The following is a 16,240-nucleotide window of genomic DNA, read 5'->3' on the forward strand; positions in this document are numbered from 1 at the left end:
AAGCTAGAGGAAACCCCGTGACTGATTCCCGACTCGCAATCGTCGTGCTGGCCGCCGGCCAGGGCACCCGCATGAAATCAAGCACTCCGAAACTACTGCACGAGTTGGCCGGTCTGCCCATTCTCAGCCATGTGCTGGCGACCTCCCGCGCCCTCGAAGCGGCACATGTCGTCACCGTGGTGCGCCACGAGCGCGACCAGCTGGCCGCCCTCGTCGGCAAGGACCTGCCCGAGAGCCTGATCGTCGACCAGGACGAGCTGCCCGGCACCGGACGGGCCGTGGAGCAGGCCATCACCGCTCTCCCCGATGACTTCGAGGGCGACGTGCTCGTGGTCAGCGGCGACGTGCCGCTGCTCAACGCGGCCACGCTGGCCAGTTTCGTCGCCGCGCACCGCGACCGGGACGTCTCGGCCACCGTGCTCTCTTCCTTTCCGGAAGATGCCACCGGCTATGGCCGCATCGTGCGCTCCGAAGAGGGCGCCTTCGACCGCATTGTCGAGCAGAAGGATGCGACGGCCGAGGAACGTGCCATCTCCGAGACGAACGCCGGGGTCTACGTCTTCCGCGTAGCCGAGTTGCGCGAGCAGCTGGCCAACGTCACCACCGAGAACGCGCAGGGAGAGAAGTACCTCACCGACGTGGTCGGGCTGCTGCGCCAGGCCGGGGCCGAAGTGCGGGCCGTGCCGGTCGCCGACGCCTGGCTGGTGGCCGGCATCAACGACCGGTCCCAGCTCAGCGAGACCGCGCGCCAGCTGAACGGCCTCATCGTCTACGGCTGGCAGCTGGCCGGCGTGACCGTGCAGGATCCTGCCACCACCTGGATCGACCTCAAGGCGAAGCTGGCTCCGGATGTCATCATCCGGCCGGGCACGCAGATCCTCGGTTCGACCGTGATCGAGACCGGTGCCGTGATCGGCCCGGACACCACCCTCCTCGATTGTGAAATCGGCGAGAACGCGGTGGTGAAGCGCACGGATGCGACGCTCGCGGTCATCGGCGCCGGCGCATCCGTCGGTCCGTTCGCCTATCTGCGCCCGGGCACGAATCTGGGCGCTGACGGCAAGATCGGTACCTTTGTCGAGACCAAGAACGCGACCATCGGCGTGGGTAGCAAAGTGCCGCACCTCAGCTACGTCGGCGACGCGACCGTGGGAGTGGGATCGAACATCGGGGCCGGCACGATCTTCGCTAACTACGACGGTGTGACCAAGAACCACAGTGAGATCGGGTCCCACGTGCGCACCGGGTCGCACAACGTGTTCGTCGCGCCGATTAGGATTGGGGACGGGGCGTACACGGGTGCCGGAACAATCGTCCGTAAGGACGTGCCGGCCGGGGCCTTGGGCCTCACCGTGGCCCCACAACGCAATATGGACGGCTGGGTACAGACCAACCGCCCAGGAACCGATGCGGCGGCGGCTGCGGCAAAGAGTGGAGACTAGGTGTCTGGAATCAAGACCAGCGGCGAAAAGCGACTTGTATTGGTTTCGGGGCGAGCACACCCGCAACTGGCACTGGACATCGCCACGGAACTTGGTACCGAACTCGTTCACACCGACGCACGCACCTTCGCGAACGGCGAGATCTACGCGCGATTCGATGAGAGCGTGCGCGGCTCGGACACCTTCGTGATCCAGTCGCACACCGACCCGATCAACGAGTGGCTGATGGAACAGCTGATCATGGTCGACGCGCTCAAGCGGGCCTCCGCCAAGCGCATCACGGTCGTGGCGCCGTTCTACCCTTACGCCCGCCAGGACAAGAAGGGCCGCGGCCGCGAGCCGATCTCGGCCCGGCTGATCGCCGACCTGTTCAAGGTCGCCGGAGCCGACCGGATCATGGCCGTCGACCTGCACGCCGCCCAGATTCAGGGCTTCTTCGACGGCCCCGTCGACCACCTCTTCGCCATGCCCGTGCTGCTCGAGCACTTCAAGGAGAAGCTCGACCCGGCCACCCTGACTGTCGTCTCGCCTGACATGGGCCGCGTGCGCGTCGCCGACATCTGGAGCGACAAGCTCGGCGCCCCGCTGGCCATCATCCATAAGCGTCGCGACCCGAAGGTCGCCAACCGGGTCTCCGTGCACGAGATCGTCGGCCAGGTCGAGGGTCGCGTCTGCCTGATCGTCGACGACATGATCGACACCGGCCGCACAATCGTTCTCGCCGCCGAGGCCCTGCGCGCCGCCGGCGCGATCGGCGTCGTCGTCGCCGCCACCCACGCCGTGTTCAGCCACCCGGCGCTGGAGCTGCTGCAGAATCCCGCGATCTCCGAGGTCGTCGTCACCGACACCCTGCCGATCCCCGAGGAGAAGCGCTTCCCCACGCTCACCGTACTGCCGATCGCGCCGCTTCTGGCACGGGCCATCCACGAGGTCTTCGACGAGGGTTCCGTCACCTCGATGTTCGAGGGCGCCGCATAGCCGCGGGCCCTTCGCACAGCGAACCCCGGCCGGTCGTCGACGGATGTCGGTGACCGGCCACCAGTCTGTCGGGGCTCAGTCCTGATCGGGACCGGGTCTACGCCGGCATCTCGGTGCTGGGCGCCCGGGGCGCCGAGGGAATGATGCCGAGCGGCACGACATATGTCTCGCGCTCGTTCAGATCGATCGCGTAGCACTGCCAGCCGAAGCCGCCCGGACCGTTCAGCTCGAAGCGGGCGTCGAAGTCGACGGCGCCCGGATAGTACCGAGCCGTGGCCACGCTGCACGCATTGGCGGCCGTGGTCGTCGCCACCTGCACGCTCGTCAGGATGCCGGGCACGATCAGCGCCACGAGCCCGAGCACGACGACGATGCGCATGATCAGGAGGGTGCGCGGACTGCGCAGGGGCCGGCCGGCGTCCAGCGGCTCGTAACCGGAGAGTTCGGGGTGGTCGTCGCTCGTCATCAGGCTCCCAGTATCGCAAACAAGGCTGCTTCGTGCTGAACCTCCCCAACAGTTGCCCCAGCGGACGACTGTTGCCGGTGTGCGGGCAACAGTCGTCCGCTGCGGCAACGTTTGTTCCGCCGGGAGCGACGCGGCCACCCCTCCCCAGGCTCCCCGGGCCGCGCGGGCCCCACGGAACACGGGGGGAGCGGCACCGTACCCGCTTCACACCGCGAACCTCGGCAGATGGCTGACGCGCGAATCGACGAGCACACCGGACTGTACCTCTCGGGCGGGGCCGCCGCCACAGAGTCAGACGACCGGCACTTTCGGCGCGAGGCGCAGTTCGGGAGGAGTGCACTACGGCTACGCCGCGGTGTCTTCACCACGACGGAACACTGGGGGCCGCTCCCACCGCGACAGAGGCACCTCGCCGAGATCCGCGCGGTCGTCGCCACGCGAACGCGCGACCCTCTGATCAGCCATCAATCGGCGGCGGCCGTGTGGGGGATTCCCCTGGCCGAGGCCTGGCCGAGCACGGTGCACGTGCTCGCACCACCGCAGTCCCGGGCGCGGAGCAAGAATGGCGTGACGGTCCACCGCATCGACGTTCCCGACGGTGACATCGTCGACGTCGACGGGATGCTCGTGACCAGTCCCGCGCGCACCCTGCTCGACCTGGCGCGCACCAGGAGTTTCGCCACAGCCGTCGTCGCGATCGATCATGCCCTCAATCCGCGAAGTGCATCCCCGGAGGTCTTCCTGACGGACGAGGTGCTGCGCGAGAAACTCCAGGAGTCGGTGTCGCCCCGGGGGTGGGTGAAGGCGGAACGGGCCATCCGCTTCGGACGGCCCAATGCGGACAACCCGGGTGAATCGCTCAGTCGTGTGGCGATCTTCGAGCTGGGCTTCCCCGATCCCCTGCTGCAGACGTGCCATCGCAACCCTCGCGGCGGCTTCTACTTCACCGACTTCGAGTGGCCGGCCTATCGTCTGATCGGGGAGTTCGACGGGCAGGGCAAATACCTGAAGGCGGAGTATCTCCGGGGACTCACGCCCGGGGAGGCGGTCACCCGGGAGAAGGTGCGCGAGGATGACCTCCGCTCGGAAGGCAATCGCATGGCCCGCTGGGGTCCCTCCGATGTGCGCCAGCGCGGGTCGCTCTTGCGCATCCTCACAACCGCAGGCCTCCCGGTCCTCCGATAATCTGCCGGCTGACACACAGGTGTTGCCGGGGCGTAAAACTGTTGCCGGAGCGGACAACTGTTGCCGGTGTGCGGGCAACACTCGTCCGCTCCGGCAACAGTTGCGCCACCGGAGGAGCGGCTCTAGAGCGAGGAGCCCTCGGTCTCGATCTCGCTGCGGTCCCCCGACCACAGGGTATGGAAGGTTCCGGGCATGTCGACGCGCTTATAGGTGTGCGCGCCGAAGAAGTCGCGCTGGCCCTGCACGAGTGCGGCGGGGAGCCGTTCACTCGCGAGCGAGTCGAAGTAGCTGAGCGCCGACGCGAAGCCGGGAACCGGGATGCCCGACAGTGCCGCCGTCGAGACCACGCGGCGCCACGCCGACTCGCCGTCGGCGACGGCCTGGGCGAAGTACGGGTCGGCGAGCAGGGAGGCGATCGACGGGTCGTTGGCGTAGGCGTCGACGATGCGGTTCAGGAACTGGGCCCGGATGATGCAGCCGCCGCGCCAGATCGTGGCGATGGCGCCCTTGTCCACGGTCCAGCCGTACTTCTTCGCACCGGCGATGATCGCGTCAAAGCCCTGGGCATAGGCAACGACTTTCGACGCGTAGAGCGCCTGGCGCACGTCGTCTTGGAAGGTGTGGCCGACGACGGCGATTTCCGGGCGCGCGGTGATGGCGGCGCGCACGGGGACGCGCTGCTCCGGGTGGCTGGACACGGCGCGGGCGAAGACGGCCTCGGCGATGCCGCCGACGGGCACGCCCAGGTCGAGCGCGTTCTGCACGGTCCACACGCCGGTGCCCTTCGAGCCGGCCTCGTCGAGCACGACATCGATGAATGGCAGGCCGGTCTTGGCGTCGACCTGGCGCAGCACCTCGGCGGTGATCTCGATCAGGTAGCTCTCGAGGTCACCCTCGTTCCACTCGGTGAACACATCGGCGATGGCGGCGGGGGAGTGCCCGGTCACCTTGCGGAGCAGGTCGTAGGCCTCCGCGATGAGCTGCATGTCGGCGTATTCGATGCCGTTGTGGATCATCTTGACGAAGTGACCGGCGCCATCCGTGCCGATGTGAGTGACGCAGGGGACGCCGTCGACGACGGCTGCGATCGATTCGAGGATCGGGCCGAGGGTCTTGTAGGCCTCCACCGAGCCGCCGGGCATAATGCTGGGGCCCTTGAGGGCACCCTCTTCGCCGCCGGAGATGCCGGCCCCGACGAAGTTCACGCCCGTGGCGCGCACCTCTTTCTCGCGGCGGATGGTGTCCTGGAAGTCGGCGTTGCCACCGTCCACGATGATGTCGCCGGGCTCGAACAGGGTGGTCAGTCGGCTGATCACAGCATCCGTGCCCGCACCGGCCTGCACCATGATGATCGCGGTACGCGGCTTCTGCAGCGACGCCACGAACTCCTCGATGGTCTCTGAGGCGACGAAGCCGGCCTCGGGGTGCTCGGTCGTGAGCAGGCGGGTGCGCTCGGGGGAGCGGTTGAACACCGCCACGGTGTTGCCCGCACGGCTGGCCAGGTTGCGGGCGAGGTTCGAGCCCATCACCGCCAGTCCCACTACGCCAATGTTTGCCTGTGCTGCGCCGGTTTCGGCCACGTTTGCTCCTTCAGCTATCTGTTCTCAGAACTCCTTCAAGGCTAGTCGCTCGGCCCATGGCCGTGACGTGGAGTGACGCGGGCGGCGCCGGTGACGGATGCCGCTGCGCGCGTTCGCCGCGCGCCGTCGCCTCCGCTAGACTTACGAGTTGAACTTCGGCGAGGGCTGCCGCCCGCCGGGAAACCGAGGGTGCGGCATCCGTTATCGACGCGGCGGAATGCTTCACGGCCTTTCCTCACGCTGACACGCGTTCGAGTTGAAAAATGAACCAGTACCCACCTTTGCGGGCATCGTCCGCAAACCAGATCTGGGCCGTAGCGGTCCGCAAGGAGAAACACCATGGCTGACGCCACCAACAAGATTGTCGCCGACCTGCGCGTGAAGTTCGGCAAGGGTGCTGCCCGCAAGCTGCGCGTGCTGGGCAAGATCCCCGCCGTCATGTACGGCCACGGCACCACCCCGGTTCACGTCGCGCTCCCCGCGCACCAGATCGGCCTGCTGCTGCGCCGCGCGAACGCAGTCCTCGAGCTGGACATCGACGGCAAGAGCCACCTGACCCTGGTCAAGGACGTCCAGAAGGACCCGTTCCTCCAGATCATCGAGCACCTCGACCTGATCGTCATCCGAAAGGGTGAGAAGGTTCAGGTCGAGGTTTCCGTGCACCTGAACGGCGAGTCGGCCCCCGGCACCATCGCCGACCTGGACACCAAGACCCTCCTGCTCGAGGTCGAGGCCACCAGCATCCCGCAGAACCTTCCGGTCTCCATCGAGGGCCTCGAAGACGGCGACCAGATCCGCGCGAAGGACGTCGTGCTCCCCACGGGCGCCACGCTCATCTCCGACGAAGACGCCGTCGTCGCGTTCGTGCACCTGCCGGCCGAGGAAGAAGAGGAAGAGGAAGAAGAGGCCGAGGCCGCCGAGGGCGACGCCGAGGCCGCTCCCGCCGAGTAGTCATCCCCTTCTGGTTTCGTCGTAAGCGGAGGATTCCCCTGGACGACAATCTTTGGCTCGTAGTCGGGCTCGGCAACCCCGGGCCCGACTACGCCGGTAATCGACACAATGTCGGCCACATGGTGGCTGCCGTGCTCGCCGACCGCCTGTCGGCGGCTTTCAGGAACCACAAAACGAATTCGTCGGTCGCCGAGGGGCGCAGTTTCCCCGGGGGGCCGAAGCTGGTGCTGGCCAAGCCGAACACGTTCATGAACGTGTCCGGCGGGCCGGTGGCCGCGCTGCTTCGCTTCTACTCGCTGGAGCCCGCGCACCTGATCGTCATCCACGACGACCTTGACCTCCCGTTCGACACGATGAAGATCAAGGTCGGCGGCGGCCACGGCGGCCACAACGGCCTGCGCGACATCATCGCCGCAGCGGGTACGAACGAGTTCATCCGCATCCGCGTCGGCATCGGGCGCCCGCCTGGCCGGCAGCCGGCCGCGGACTTCGTGCTGCACGACTTCACGTCCTCGGAACGTTCGGCTCTGCCCAACCTGTTGACGGATGCCGCCGACGCGATCGAACTCATCGCAGCCGAGGGCGTCACTGCCGCGCAGCAGAAGTTCCACGCCCCCTGATTCCCCTTGATCGCCCGGGTTGGCTGTCAGCTGGGTTGCGTAGAATGCTCCGGTGACTCTCCAGGGCTTAATTGCCACACTTTCGCGCGCCTCCACATTCGACAATGCCCTCGCCTTCGCGAACCGGAACGTCGATTTCTCTCTCACCGAGGGGCTTCGCGCCCCGCTGCTCGCCGCCCTGCTCGAGCAGCGCACCCGGCTGGGCAAGGCCCCGGCCCTGCTGCTGATCACCGCCACCGGGCGGGAGTCGGAATCGCTGCATGAGAACCTTGCCTGCTTCGCCGCCGACGCCGAGATCATCGACTTCCCGGCCTGGGAGACGCTGCCGCATGAGCGGCTCAGCCCCAGCGCCGAAATCGTCGGCAAGCGCCTCTTCGCCCTGCGACGGATGCGCGAGTGGGAGGAGAGCGCCCCGGCCGCCCGACGCCCCCTGATCGTCATCGCCTCCGTGCGCGCCGCGCTGCAGCCTGTGGCCGACAACCTCACCGACTACGAGCCGATCGACCTGGTCGCCGGCCAACGTGGTCACGACCTCTCCGCCATCGCACGTGAGCTCGTCAACGTTGCCTATGCCCGGGTGGACATGGTCACGCGGCGCGGTGAGTTCGCGGTTCGCGGCGGCATCCTCGACGTCTTCCCGTCGATCGCCCCGCACCCTTTCCGGGTGGAGTTCTTCGGGGACGAGGTCGAGCAGATCCGCGCGTTCTCGGTCGCGGACCAGCGCTCCTTTCCTGCCCCGGTCGACTCGGTGAGCCTGCCGCCGAGCCGCGAGCTGCTGCTCAGTCCCGCCGTTCGGCAGCGGGCCCGCGAGATGCAGCACGAGTTCCCGAGCCTGTCCGGCCTGCTCGCGAAGATCGCCGAGGGCATCCCGGTCGAGGGCATGGAGAGCCTCGCACCTGCTCTCGTCGACCGGCTCGTGCCGATCACCCACTATCTGCCCGCGGAGGCGGCCGTCGCCGTCATCTCGCCCGAGCGCGTCGCATCCCGGGCGATCAGCCTGGCCGAGACCAACCGGGAGTTCCTGGGCGCGGCGTGGAGCGCCGCGACCGCGGGCGCCGAGGCGCCGATCGACCTGGAGTCGGGCGACTTCCTCACCCTCGGGCGGCTGCGGGAGGCCGTGCAGTTCAGTGCGCCCGGCGCCCCGGCGTCCGCGCACGTGTGGTGGACCCTGAGCTCCTTCCAGGCGGCGCCGACGGATGCCCCGGTGCTGCCCGAGCACCGGGAACTCGACGACCTGCTCACGGTGCGGGTCGAGGGCGACGCCGTGCCGAGCTTCCAGGGCAGTGTCGAGGGCGCCGTCGGTCACCTGGCCGAGCGGCTGAAGGCCGGCTGGACCGTCGGCATCGTCGCCCAGGGTGCCGGGCTGGTCGAACGCGCCGCCGACGTTCTGGCCGAGCGGGAGCTGCCCGCCCGGATCGTCACGGAATGGCCGAGCCGACCCGAGGTCGGTATCGCCTACCTGCTGAAAGCATCCGTCGACCACGGTTTCGAACTGCCGGAGGCGAAATTCTCCCTGGTCAGCGAGTCCGAATTCTACGGCCGCACCGTGGGCTACGACGCGCGCCAGGTGAAGAAGCTGGCCAGCCGGCGCAAGAACGTCGTCGACCCGCTGCAGCTGAAGGCCGGCGACCACGTCGTGCACCAGACCCACGGCATCGGCCGGTTCATCGAGCTCACCCAGCGTGAGGTCTCCAGCGGCGGGCGCAACCCGGTCAAGACCAAGCGTGAATACCTCGTGCTCGAATACGCGCCGTCGAAGCGCGGGCACCCGGGTGACAAGCTCTACGTGCCCACCGACCAGCTCGACCTGGTCAGCCGCTACGTCGGCGGGGAGGCGCCGACGCTCAGCAAAATGGGCGGCAGCGATTGGTCGGCCGCGAAGACCAAGGCGCGTCGTGCCGTGCGGGACATCGCCGTCGAACTCGTCAAGCTCTACTCCGCACGGATGGCCAGCAAGGGCCACGCGTTCGGGCCGGACACCCCCTGGCAGCGCGAGTTGGAGGAGGCGTTCCCGTTCGCCGAGACGCCCGACCAGCTCACCACCATCGACGAGGTCAAGGCCGACATGGAACGGCCCATCCCGATGGACCGGCTGCTCTCCGGCGACGTCGGGTTCGGCAAGACCGAGGTGGCCGTGCGCGCCGCCTTCAAGGCGATCCAGGACGGCAAGCAGGTCGTCATGCTGGTGCCGACGACCCTGCTCGTGCGCCAGCACATGGAGACGTTCCAGGAGCGCTTCGCCGGATTCCCGGTGCACCTGCGCGCGCTCAGTCGATTCCAGACCGAGAAGGAATCCCGCGAAACCATGGCGGGCATGCTCGACGGCACCGTCGACCTCGTGATCGGCACCCACCGGCTGCTGTCGGACTCCATCGTGTTCAAGGACCTGGGCCTCGTGATCATCGACGAAGAGCAGCGCTTCGGCGTGGAGCACAAGGATGCGCTGAAAAAGCTCAAGACCAACGTGGATATCCTCGCGATGAGCGCCACGCCCATCCCGCGCACGCTGGAGATGGCGGTCACCGGTATCCGGGAGATGTCCACCCTGGCCACCCCGCCGGAGGACCGGCACCCGATCCTCACCTTCGTCGGACCGTACTCCGACCGCCAGGTGGCCGCGGCCATCCGGCGGGAGCTGCTGCGGGAGGGCCAGATCTTCGTCGTGCACAACCGGGTGTCCAGCATCAACCGGGTGGCCGCGAAGCTGGCCGAGCTCGTGCCGGAGGCGCGGATCGCCGTGGCGCACGGCCAGTTGCCGGAGGCACAGCTGGAACAGGTCGTTGTGGACTTCTGGGAGCGCAAATTCGATGTGCTGGTCTCGACGACGATCATCGAGACCGGCCTGGACATCGCCAACGCGAACACGATCATTATCGACCGCGCCGACAAGTTCGGGCTCAGCCAGTTGCATCAGCTGCGGGGGAGGGTCGGCCGCGGCCGGGAGCGCGCCTACGCCTATTTCCTCTACGACGAGAACAAACCGTTGACTGAGATCGCCCACGACCGGCTGTCGACCATCGCCGCGAACAACGAACTGGGCGCCGGCATGCAGGTGGCGTTGAAGGACCTCGAAATCCGCGGCGCGGGCAACCTGCTCGGCGGCGAGCAGGCCGGGCACATCGCCGGGGTCGGCTTCGACCTTTACCTGCGCATGATCGGCGAGGCCGTGAGCACCTTCCGCGGCGACGTCGCGGAGGGCCAGACGGAGCTGCGGCTCGAACTGCCCGTCGACGCCCACATCCCCGAAGACTACGTCGACAGCGAGCGGTTGCGCCTCGAGGCCTACCAGAAGCTGTCCGCCGCAAGCTCGCCGACGGCCGCGAAGGACCAGATCGACCTGGTCCTCGACGAACTCACCGATCGCTACGGCGAGCCGCCCCAGCCGGTGCAGAACCTCATCCTGGTCTCCCGGCTGCGCTGGCTGGCCCAGCAGGCCAGTCTCGGCGAGGTCGTCGCGATGGGTTCGAACCTGCGCGTGTCGCCGGCGAACCTCGCCGACTCGATGCAGGTGCGCCTGCAGCGCATGTACCCCGGGTCGCGCTACTTCACCCAGAACGGTGCGCTGACCGTGCCCATGCCGCGCATCAACGGGGAACCGCTCGGGGATGCGGCGCTGATCGCCTGGGCCGGCAACCTGCTCGACGCTCTCTTCCCGCGTCCCGTCGTCGCGGTCGCGTAGCCCGCCGCGGCCGGGTGGCCCGTCGCGATCGCGTGACGAGTGGCCGTGGGTCCGAACCGTCTTTCAGCGGTTCCGTCCCGAACGAATTCGACGGAGATTCTGTCCAAATCGAACGTAAACACACCTAGAGAGCGCTCTTTCGAGAAAATCTCCGTCGAATTGGTACGACGCCGGATACTCCACTCAGGTCTCCGGTGCGCCGCTGCCAGGCATCGGGCGCAGGATCGCGGCGGTGGCCCGCAAACGGCTCCGGGTACCCACGATGAACACTGAGTCGCCTACCCGGCGCTCGCCGGCCACCGTGAGCTCCGGCCGCATCCCGATGCCTGGCAGCGGCAACTCCGTGAAAATCATGGCGCCGGCATAGACCGGGGCTGGGGCTCCTCACGGGACGGATCAGGCCCCGCAGACTCCGTCAATTCCGGGCGATTAGAGTTGTCGCGTGTCCTTTACAGAGAATCCCACCGTCCCGGCATCCGTCCCGGCATCCGCCTCCAATCTCGACGAACTCGTGCGCGTGGTGGCTCTCCTGCGTGCACCGGGCGGATGCCCGTGGGACGCAGAGCAGACCCACGAGTCTCTGGTGCAGTACCTGACCGAAGAGACGCACGAGCTGATCGAGGCGATCGAGTCGGGCAGCCGCGACGAGATGCTCGAGGAGCTCGGCGACGTGCTCTACCAGGTGGTCTTCCACGCCGACCTCGCTGCGCACACCGCGGGCGAAGACTTCGACATCCACGATGTCGCCGCGCATATGACCGCGAAAATGGTGGGGCGGCATCCGCATGTCTTTGGCGACCTGAACCTGGAAACGGCCGACGACGTGGCCCTCGCTTGGGATGATTTCAAGGCCGCGGAGAAGCCCTCCCGCACGAGCGTGCTCGACGGGATCCCGCAGGGTATGCCGGCGCTCGCGCTCGCCGACAAGGTGCTCGGCCGAGCCCAGAAGATCGGGCTGCTCGGCACCGAGGCCGCGTTCCCGCTTCCGATCGAGACCGAGGGCCAGCTCGGCCCGCTGCTGCTGGCCATCGTGTCTGCGGCCAAGAGTCAGGGGCTCGACTCCGAACGTGCCCTGCGCACGGCCCTCCGCGGTCTGCAGGACGAGATCCGCGAGGCCGAGACGACGGATGCCGGCGACGTTGCCGACGCCGGCATCATCGGCCTGCCCGGCTGAGGCCTGCCCGGCTGAGGCTTGCGCGGCTGAGGCTTGCGCGAAGGCCTGCGCTGAGGCCACGCGGCGGTGCCGACAGGGCGGTGGCGGAACAGTCCAACCATGAGCCAGACATCTGTCAATGGTCTTCTGTCCGCTCAGATCGGTGACGAATTCGATGCCTCGCAGCAGTTCATCGCCATCGCCGTCTGCTTCGCATCGCCCTGGCGCTGGCCCAGGAGAAGCAGGTCACAGCGCAGGCCGAGGAAGTGGCCTGGATGTCCACCCTCCTGACCATCGTCAGGGCGCCGGTGACAACCACTTCGACATCTTGCACTACATCGCATGAGAGACCGTGTCGGGCGTCCCGGCGGAAATCGACGGGCCGACCCGAACTGACACAATTGGGGCTATGGCAACACCAGTGACCCCTCCCCGCGGCATGCGCGACTTCCTCCCCGCCGACAAGGCGTCCCGGGAACACGCACTGGCCGTGATCCGGCGAAGCTTCGCGGCGCACGGCTTCGACGAGATCGAGACCCCGGTGATGGAAGACGCGGCCCGACTGCACTCCGGGCTCGGCGGCGACAACGAGAAACTCGCCTTCGCCGTGCTGAAGCGTGGGTTGAAGCCGACGGATGCCGCGGCCGCCGCCGCATCCGGCGACCTGCTCGGGCTGGCCGACCTGGGCCTGCGGTTCGACCTCACCGTTCCGCTCGCCCGGTTCTACGCGACTCACCGGGCGGAACTTCCGACGGTGTTCCGGTCCATCCAGATCGCGCCGGTCTGGCGGGCGGAGCGTCCGCAGAAGGGCCGCTACCGGCAGTTCGTGCAGTGCGACATCGACATCATCGGCGAGTCCGGCCTGCTTGCCGAGATTGAGCTGATCACCGCGACCGCCGCCGCGCTCGACGCTCTCGGCCTGACCGGGTGCTCCATCCGCGTCAACGACCGCCGCATCCTGACCGCCCTGCTCGCCCATTGGAGCGTGGCTCCCGAGCTGAACGAACGCGCGCTGATCGTGATCGACAAACTCGACAAGATCGGCGTCGACGGGGTTGTCACGGAGCTCGCCGGCCTGGGCATCGCCACCGACGGCGTGGCCGATACCCTGACCCAGATCGCCGATGCCGGCTGGACGGCCGCCGAGCCGACGCCGCCGGCCTGGCTCAACACGGACGCCTTCGCCGACCTGCTCGCGCTGCGCGCCGCGATGCCCGAGGTTCGGCTCGTGTTCGACCCGACCCTCGTGCGCGGGATGGGCTACTACACCGGCACCATCTTCGAGATCTCACACCCCGATCTCGGCTACTCCCTCGGCGGCGGCGGCCGGTACGACGGCATGATCGGCCGCTTCCTCGGCACCGAGGTGCCGGCCTGCGGGTTCTCGATCGGGTTCGAGCGCATCGTCGACCTGTTGGGCGTGGATGCGGCATCCGCTGAGAACGCCGTCGTACTGGTGTACAACAAGGGAACAGACCCGGCCCGGCTCGTGGCGCTCAAGCGAACACTGGTCGAACAGGGCCTCCGGGTGCGCCTCGAACAGCGCACCAAGAACGTCAAGGCGCTGCTGGAACGCGCGGCCGGAGCCGGTTACGGGCGCTACTCGTTCGTCGGGGCGGATGCCTCCGGCGCGGGCGAACTCGATTTCCGTCCCCTCGGCGGCTGAGGCCAGTCGCTAGACTGTTATGGGATTGGAACACGGCGCTGTCTTCCTCGATTCCTTCAGACCAACACCCCAACAATTAAAAAAATATAGGAAACAGGAGATAGCTGTGGCTCTCATTGAGGCAGTAGTAGCGCGCGAGATTCTTGACTCCAGAGGCAACCCGACCGTTGAGGTCGAGGTATTGCTTGATGACGGTTCGGTCAGCCGTGCCGCCGTTCCGTCCGGCGCATCCACCGGTGCGTTCGAGGCTTACGAGCTGCATGACGGCGACAAGTCACGTTATCTGGGCAAGGGCGTCCGCAAGGCCGTTGACGCTGTCATCGACGAGCTCGGCCCGGCAGTCGAGGACCTCGACGCCGCTGACCAGCGCATCATCGACGCCGTCCTGAACGAGACCGACGGAACCGACAACAAGCACCGCGTCGGCGCCAACGCTATCCTCGGCGTCAGCCTGGCCGTCGCCAAGGCCGCCGCGACCTCGGCCGGCCTGCCGCTGTTCCGCTACCTCGGTGGCCCGAACGCACACACCCTTCCGGTCCCGATGATGAACATCATCAACGGAGGCTCCCACGCCGACAACGACGTGGACATTCAGGAATTCATGGTCGTCCCACTCGGAGCCGAGTCCTTCGCCGAGGGCCTCCGCTGGGGCACCGAGACCTACCACGCCCTCAAGGCGCTGCTCAAGTCCAAGGGCCTCTCTACCGGCCTCGGCGACGAGGGTGGATTCGCCCCCAACCTGCCGAGCAACCGTGCCGCTCTCGACCTCATCGTCGAAGCCATCCAGAACGCCGGCTACACGCCCGGCAAGGACATCGGTCTGGCGCTCGACTGCGCCGCCTCCGAGTTCTACAAGGACGGCGTCTACCACTTCGAGGGCAAGGAACTCACCGCCCTGGAGCTGTCCGCGTACTACGTCGAGCTCGTTGCGGCCTACCCGCTCGTCTCGATCGAAGACCCGCTCGAGGAAGACGACTGGGACGGCTACGTTCACCTCACCGCCGAGCTCGGAGACAAGGTCCAGATCGTCGGCGACGACCTCTTCGTGACCAACCCGGTGCGCCTTGCCAAGGGCCTGGCCCTCGGCACCGCGAACTCCATCCTGGTCAAGGTCAACCAGATCGGCACCCTGACCGAGACGCTTGACGCGGTGTCCCTCGCGCAGCGCGCCGGATACACCGCCGTCATCTCGCACCGCTCCGGTGAGACCGAGGACACCTTCATCGCCGACCTCGCGGTTGCGACGGATGCCGGCCAGATCAAGACCGGAGCACCCGCCCGCAGCGAGCGCGTCGCGAAGTACAACCAGCTGCTCCGCATCGAGGAAGAGCTGGGCGAGGCCGCCGTGTACGCGGGCCGCTCTGCCTTCCCGCGCTTCAAGGCGTAGTTCGACTGGAGCTCTCGGAGCGCGGGTTCACCCCGCGGCTTCGGGAGCTCCATTTTTTTGTCCGATTGCGGTTAGGGTTCCAGTGCGGGACAACCGCGACCAGCGATTCACGAAGGGGGTTGCCGTGGCCAGGAAACGCGCCGAAGAACAGCCCGTCGCGCTGCCCCCGACCGAGACCGCGGCCGCTCGCTGGCTGCGCGGCCTGCGCCTGTCCGGGTTTTCCCTGGTGATGATGGGCCTCCTGATCATGGCCGTGATCGTCCTGGCGCCCGGCATCCGCACCTACGCCGACCAGCGCCAGCAGATCGAATCGCTCACGGCGGCGGTCGAGGCCCAGCAGGGCGCCGTGGAAGAGTTGAAGAGTGAGCGGGAACGCTGGAACGACCGCACCTACGTCACCACGCAGGCCAGGGACCGACTGTCCTATGTGCTTCCCGGCGACGTGAGCTTCCTCGTGATCAACGATCTGGCCCTGCCCGTCGCGGGCGACGCGGCCGCACCGGTCGCCACCCCCACCATCCAAACCACCAACGTCGATTGGCTCTCCTCCATGTTCGCCTCCGTAATGACGGCCGGTCTGGCTCCCGAGGCCGCGAAATGACCAGGCCTCCCTTCGATTCGGTCACCGAGGACGACATCACCATCGTCTCGGCTCAGCTGGGACGCCCGGCCCGCAACGTCGTGGGCATCGCCGCGCGCTGCGTTTGCGGCGCCCCGACCGTGGTGGCGACGGCGCCGCGCCTTGCCGACGGCACCCCCTTCCCCACGCTGTACTACCTGACGCACCCCGCGGCGACCGCCGCGCTGTCGTTCCTCGAGGCCACCCAGGTGATGAACGAGTACAACCAGTTGCTGGCCGATGACGAGCAGGTGCGTGCCCGCTACCGGCGTGCGCATGAGGGCTTCCTTGCCGACCGCGAGATCCTGGGCACGGTTCCGGAAATCGTCGGCATCTCCTCCGGTGGTATGCCTGAACGCGTGAAATGCCTGCACGCGCTGGCCGCCCACTCTCTGGCCGCAGGCCCCGGAGTGAACCCGATCGGAGATCTGGCCCTCGGCCGGGCGGCCTGGACGCCCGCCGTCTGCGAGTGCCTCGACTACACCACGGCCGACGAGTGACCCGCTCCGCCTGG

14 protein-coding genes are annotated in these 16,240 nt (G+C 67.7%); 11 read left to right on the plus strand and 3 right to left on the minus strand.

The genetic code is table 11. The features are described from left to right. Positions 1 to 17: 17 nt before the first annotated feature. Both glmU and E3O47_RS10465 read left to right on the plus strand, forming a co-directional pair. Positions 18 to 1,442, plus strand: coding sequence for a bifunctional UDP-N-acetylglucosamine diphosphorylase/glucosamine-1-phosphate N-acetyltransferase GlmU (glmU, locus tag E3O47_RS10460; protein ID WP_104100823.1), 1,425 nt, complete (start codon positions 18 to 20; stop codon positions 1,440 to 1,442). Next, the gene (locus E3O47_RS10465) at positions 1,443 to 2,420 is read left to right on the plus strand and encodes a ribose-phosphate diphosphokinase (protein WP_104100824.1); all 978 of its coding nucleotides are present in this window, start codon (positions 1,443 to 1,445) and stop codon (positions 2,418 to 2,420) included. Between the two features lie 97 nt (positions 2,421 to 2,517). Here E3O47_RS10465 and E3O47_RS10470 read toward each other — a convergent pair whose 3' ends face one another. Next, positions 2,518 to 2,886: a hypothetical protein gene (locus tag E3O47_RS10470; RefSeq protein ID WP_104100825.1), complete on the minus strand. Its 369-nt coding sequence runs from the start codon at positions 2,884 to 2,886 to the stop codon at positions 2,518 to 2,520. A gap of 225 nt (positions 2,887 to 3,111) precedes the next feature. Here E3O47_RS10470 and E3O47_RS10475 point away from each other — a divergent pair, with 225 nt between their 5' ends. After that, the gene (locus E3O47_RS10475; RefSeq protein ID WP_134420459.1) at positions 3,112 to 4,071 is read left to right on the plus strand and encodes a hypothetical protein; all 960 of its coding nucleotides are present in this window, start codon (positions 3,112 to 3,114) and stop codon (positions 4,069 to 4,071) included. A 122-nt stretch (positions 4,072 to 4,193) separates the two neighbouring features. Here E3O47_RS10475 and gndA read toward each other — a convergent pair whose 3' ends face one another. Next, positions 4,194 to 5,651 carry an NADP-dependent phosphogluconate dehydrogenase gene (gene gndA, locus E3O47_RS10480; protein ID WP_104100827.1) on the minus strand — a complete coding sequence of 486 codons (1,458 nt, stop codon included), beginning with the start codon at positions 5,649 to 5,651 and terminating at the stop codon, positions 4,194 to 4,196. Between the two features lie 339 nt (positions 5,652 to 5,990). On the opposite strand from gndA, the gene E3O47_RS10485 reads away from it, so the two are divergent. The 3 genes from E3O47_RS10485 to mfd are packed head-to-tail and all read left to right on the plus strand — an operon-like array spanning position 5,991 to position 10,901. Continuing rightward, positions 5,991 to 6,602 (plus strand): 50S ribosomal protein L25/general stress protein Ctc, encoded by a 612-nt coding sequence (locus E3O47_RS10485; RefSeq protein ID WP_134343487.1) that lies wholly within the window; start codon positions 5,991 to 5,993, stop codon positions 6,600 to 6,602. A 38-nt stretch (positions 6,603 to 6,640) separates the two neighbouring features. Further along, positions 6,641 to 7,222, plus strand: coding sequence for an aminoacyl-tRNA hydrolase (gene pth, locus E3O47_RS10490; protein ID WP_134401713.1), 582 nt, complete (start codon positions 6,641 to 6,643; stop codon positions 7,220 to 7,222). Between the two features lie 52 nt (positions 7,223 to 7,274). Beyond that, a complete protein-coding gene (gene mfd, locus E3O47_RS10495; RefSeq protein ID WP_134401712.1) occupies positions 7,275 to 10,901 on the plus strand; it encodes a transcription-repair coupling factor in 3,627 nt (1,208 codons plus the stop codon). Positions 10,902 to 11,084: 183 nt separating this feature from the next. Here the strand turns inward: mfd and E3O47_RS16020 are convergent, their stop codons facing one another. Then, positions 11,085 to 11,255 (minus strand): hypothetical protein, encoded by a 171-nt coding sequence (locus tag E3O47_RS16020; RefSeq protein ID WP_166785378.1) that lies wholly within the window; start codon positions 11,253 to 11,255, stop codon positions 11,085 to 11,087. Positions 11,256 to 11,343: 88 nt separating this feature from the next. Here E3O47_RS16020 and E3O47_RS10500 point away from each other — a divergent pair, with 88 nt between their 5' ends. From E3O47_RS10500 to E3O47_RS10520, 5 genes are all read left to right on the plus strand, one after another. Then, entirely contained in the window at positions 11,344 to 12,075 is a 732-nt protein-coding gene (locus E3O47_RS10500) for a MazG family protein (protein WP_134401711.1), read from the plus strand. Between the two features lie 388 nt (positions 12,076 to 12,463). Next, the gene (gene hisS / locus E3O47_RS10505) at positions 12,464 to 13,720 is read left to right on the plus strand and encodes a histidine--tRNA ligase (protein WP_134401710.1); all 1,257 of its coding nucleotides are present in this window, start codon (positions 12,464 to 12,466) and stop codon (positions 13,718 to 13,720) included. A 106-nt stretch (positions 13,721 to 13,826) separates the two neighbouring features. Further along, on the plus strand, positions 13,827 to 15,107 hold the full coding sequence (gene eno, locus E3O47_RS10510; protein ID WP_104170826.1) for a phosphopyruvate hydratase: 1,281 nt from the start codon (positions 13,827 to 13,829) through the stop codon (positions 15,105 to 15,107). A 124-nt stretch (positions 15,108 to 15,231) separates the two neighbouring features. After that, the gene (locus E3O47_RS10515; RefSeq protein WP_134343481.1) at positions 15,232 to 15,708 is read left to right on the plus strand and encodes a septum formation initiator family protein; all 477 of its coding nucleotides are present in this window, start codon (positions 15,232 to 15,234) and stop codon (positions 15,706 to 15,708) included. Further along, positions 15,705 to 16,226: a DUF501 domain-containing protein gene (locus E3O47_RS10520; RefSeq protein ID WP_104100835.1), complete on the plus strand. Its 522-nt coding sequence runs from the start codon at positions 15,705 to 15,707 to the stop codon at positions 16,224 to 16,226. The genes E3O47_RS10515 and E3O47_RS10520 overlap by 4 nt, the downstream gene beginning before the upstream one ends. Positions 16,227 to 16,240 lie beyond the last annotated feature (14 nt).

The organism is Cryobacterium sp. TMT2-17-1, from assembly GCF_004402765.1.
Classification (GTDB): domain Bacteria; phylum Actinomycetota; class Actinomycetes; order Actinomycetales; family Microbacteriaceae; genus Cryobacterium; species Cryobacterium sandaracinum.

Coding starts and splice junctions, on each gene's coding strand:
- E3O47_RS10470 (WP_104100825.1), bottom strand. CDS start 2,886: ATGACGAGCGACGACCACCCCGAACTCTCCGGTTACGAGCCGCTGGAC.
- E3O47_RS10475 (WP_134420459.1), top strand. CDS start 3,112: ATGGCTGACGCGCGAATCGACGAGCACACCGGACTGTACCTCTCGGGC.
- E3O47_RS10485 (WP_134343487.1), top strand. CDS start 5,991: ATGGCTGACGCCACCAACAAGATTGTCGCCGACCTGCGCGTGAAGTTC.
- E3O47_RS16020 (WP_166785378.1), bottom strand. CDS start 11,255: ATGATTTTCACGGAGTTGCCGCTGCCAGGCATCGGGATGCGGCCGGAG.
- hisS (WP_134401710.1), top strand. CDS start 12,464: ATGGCAACACCAGTGACCCCTCCCCGCGGCATGCGCGACTTCCTCCCC.
- E3O47_RS10520 (WP_104100835.1), top strand. CDS start 15,705: ATGACCAGGCCTCCCTTCGATTCGGTCACCGAGGACGACATCACCATC.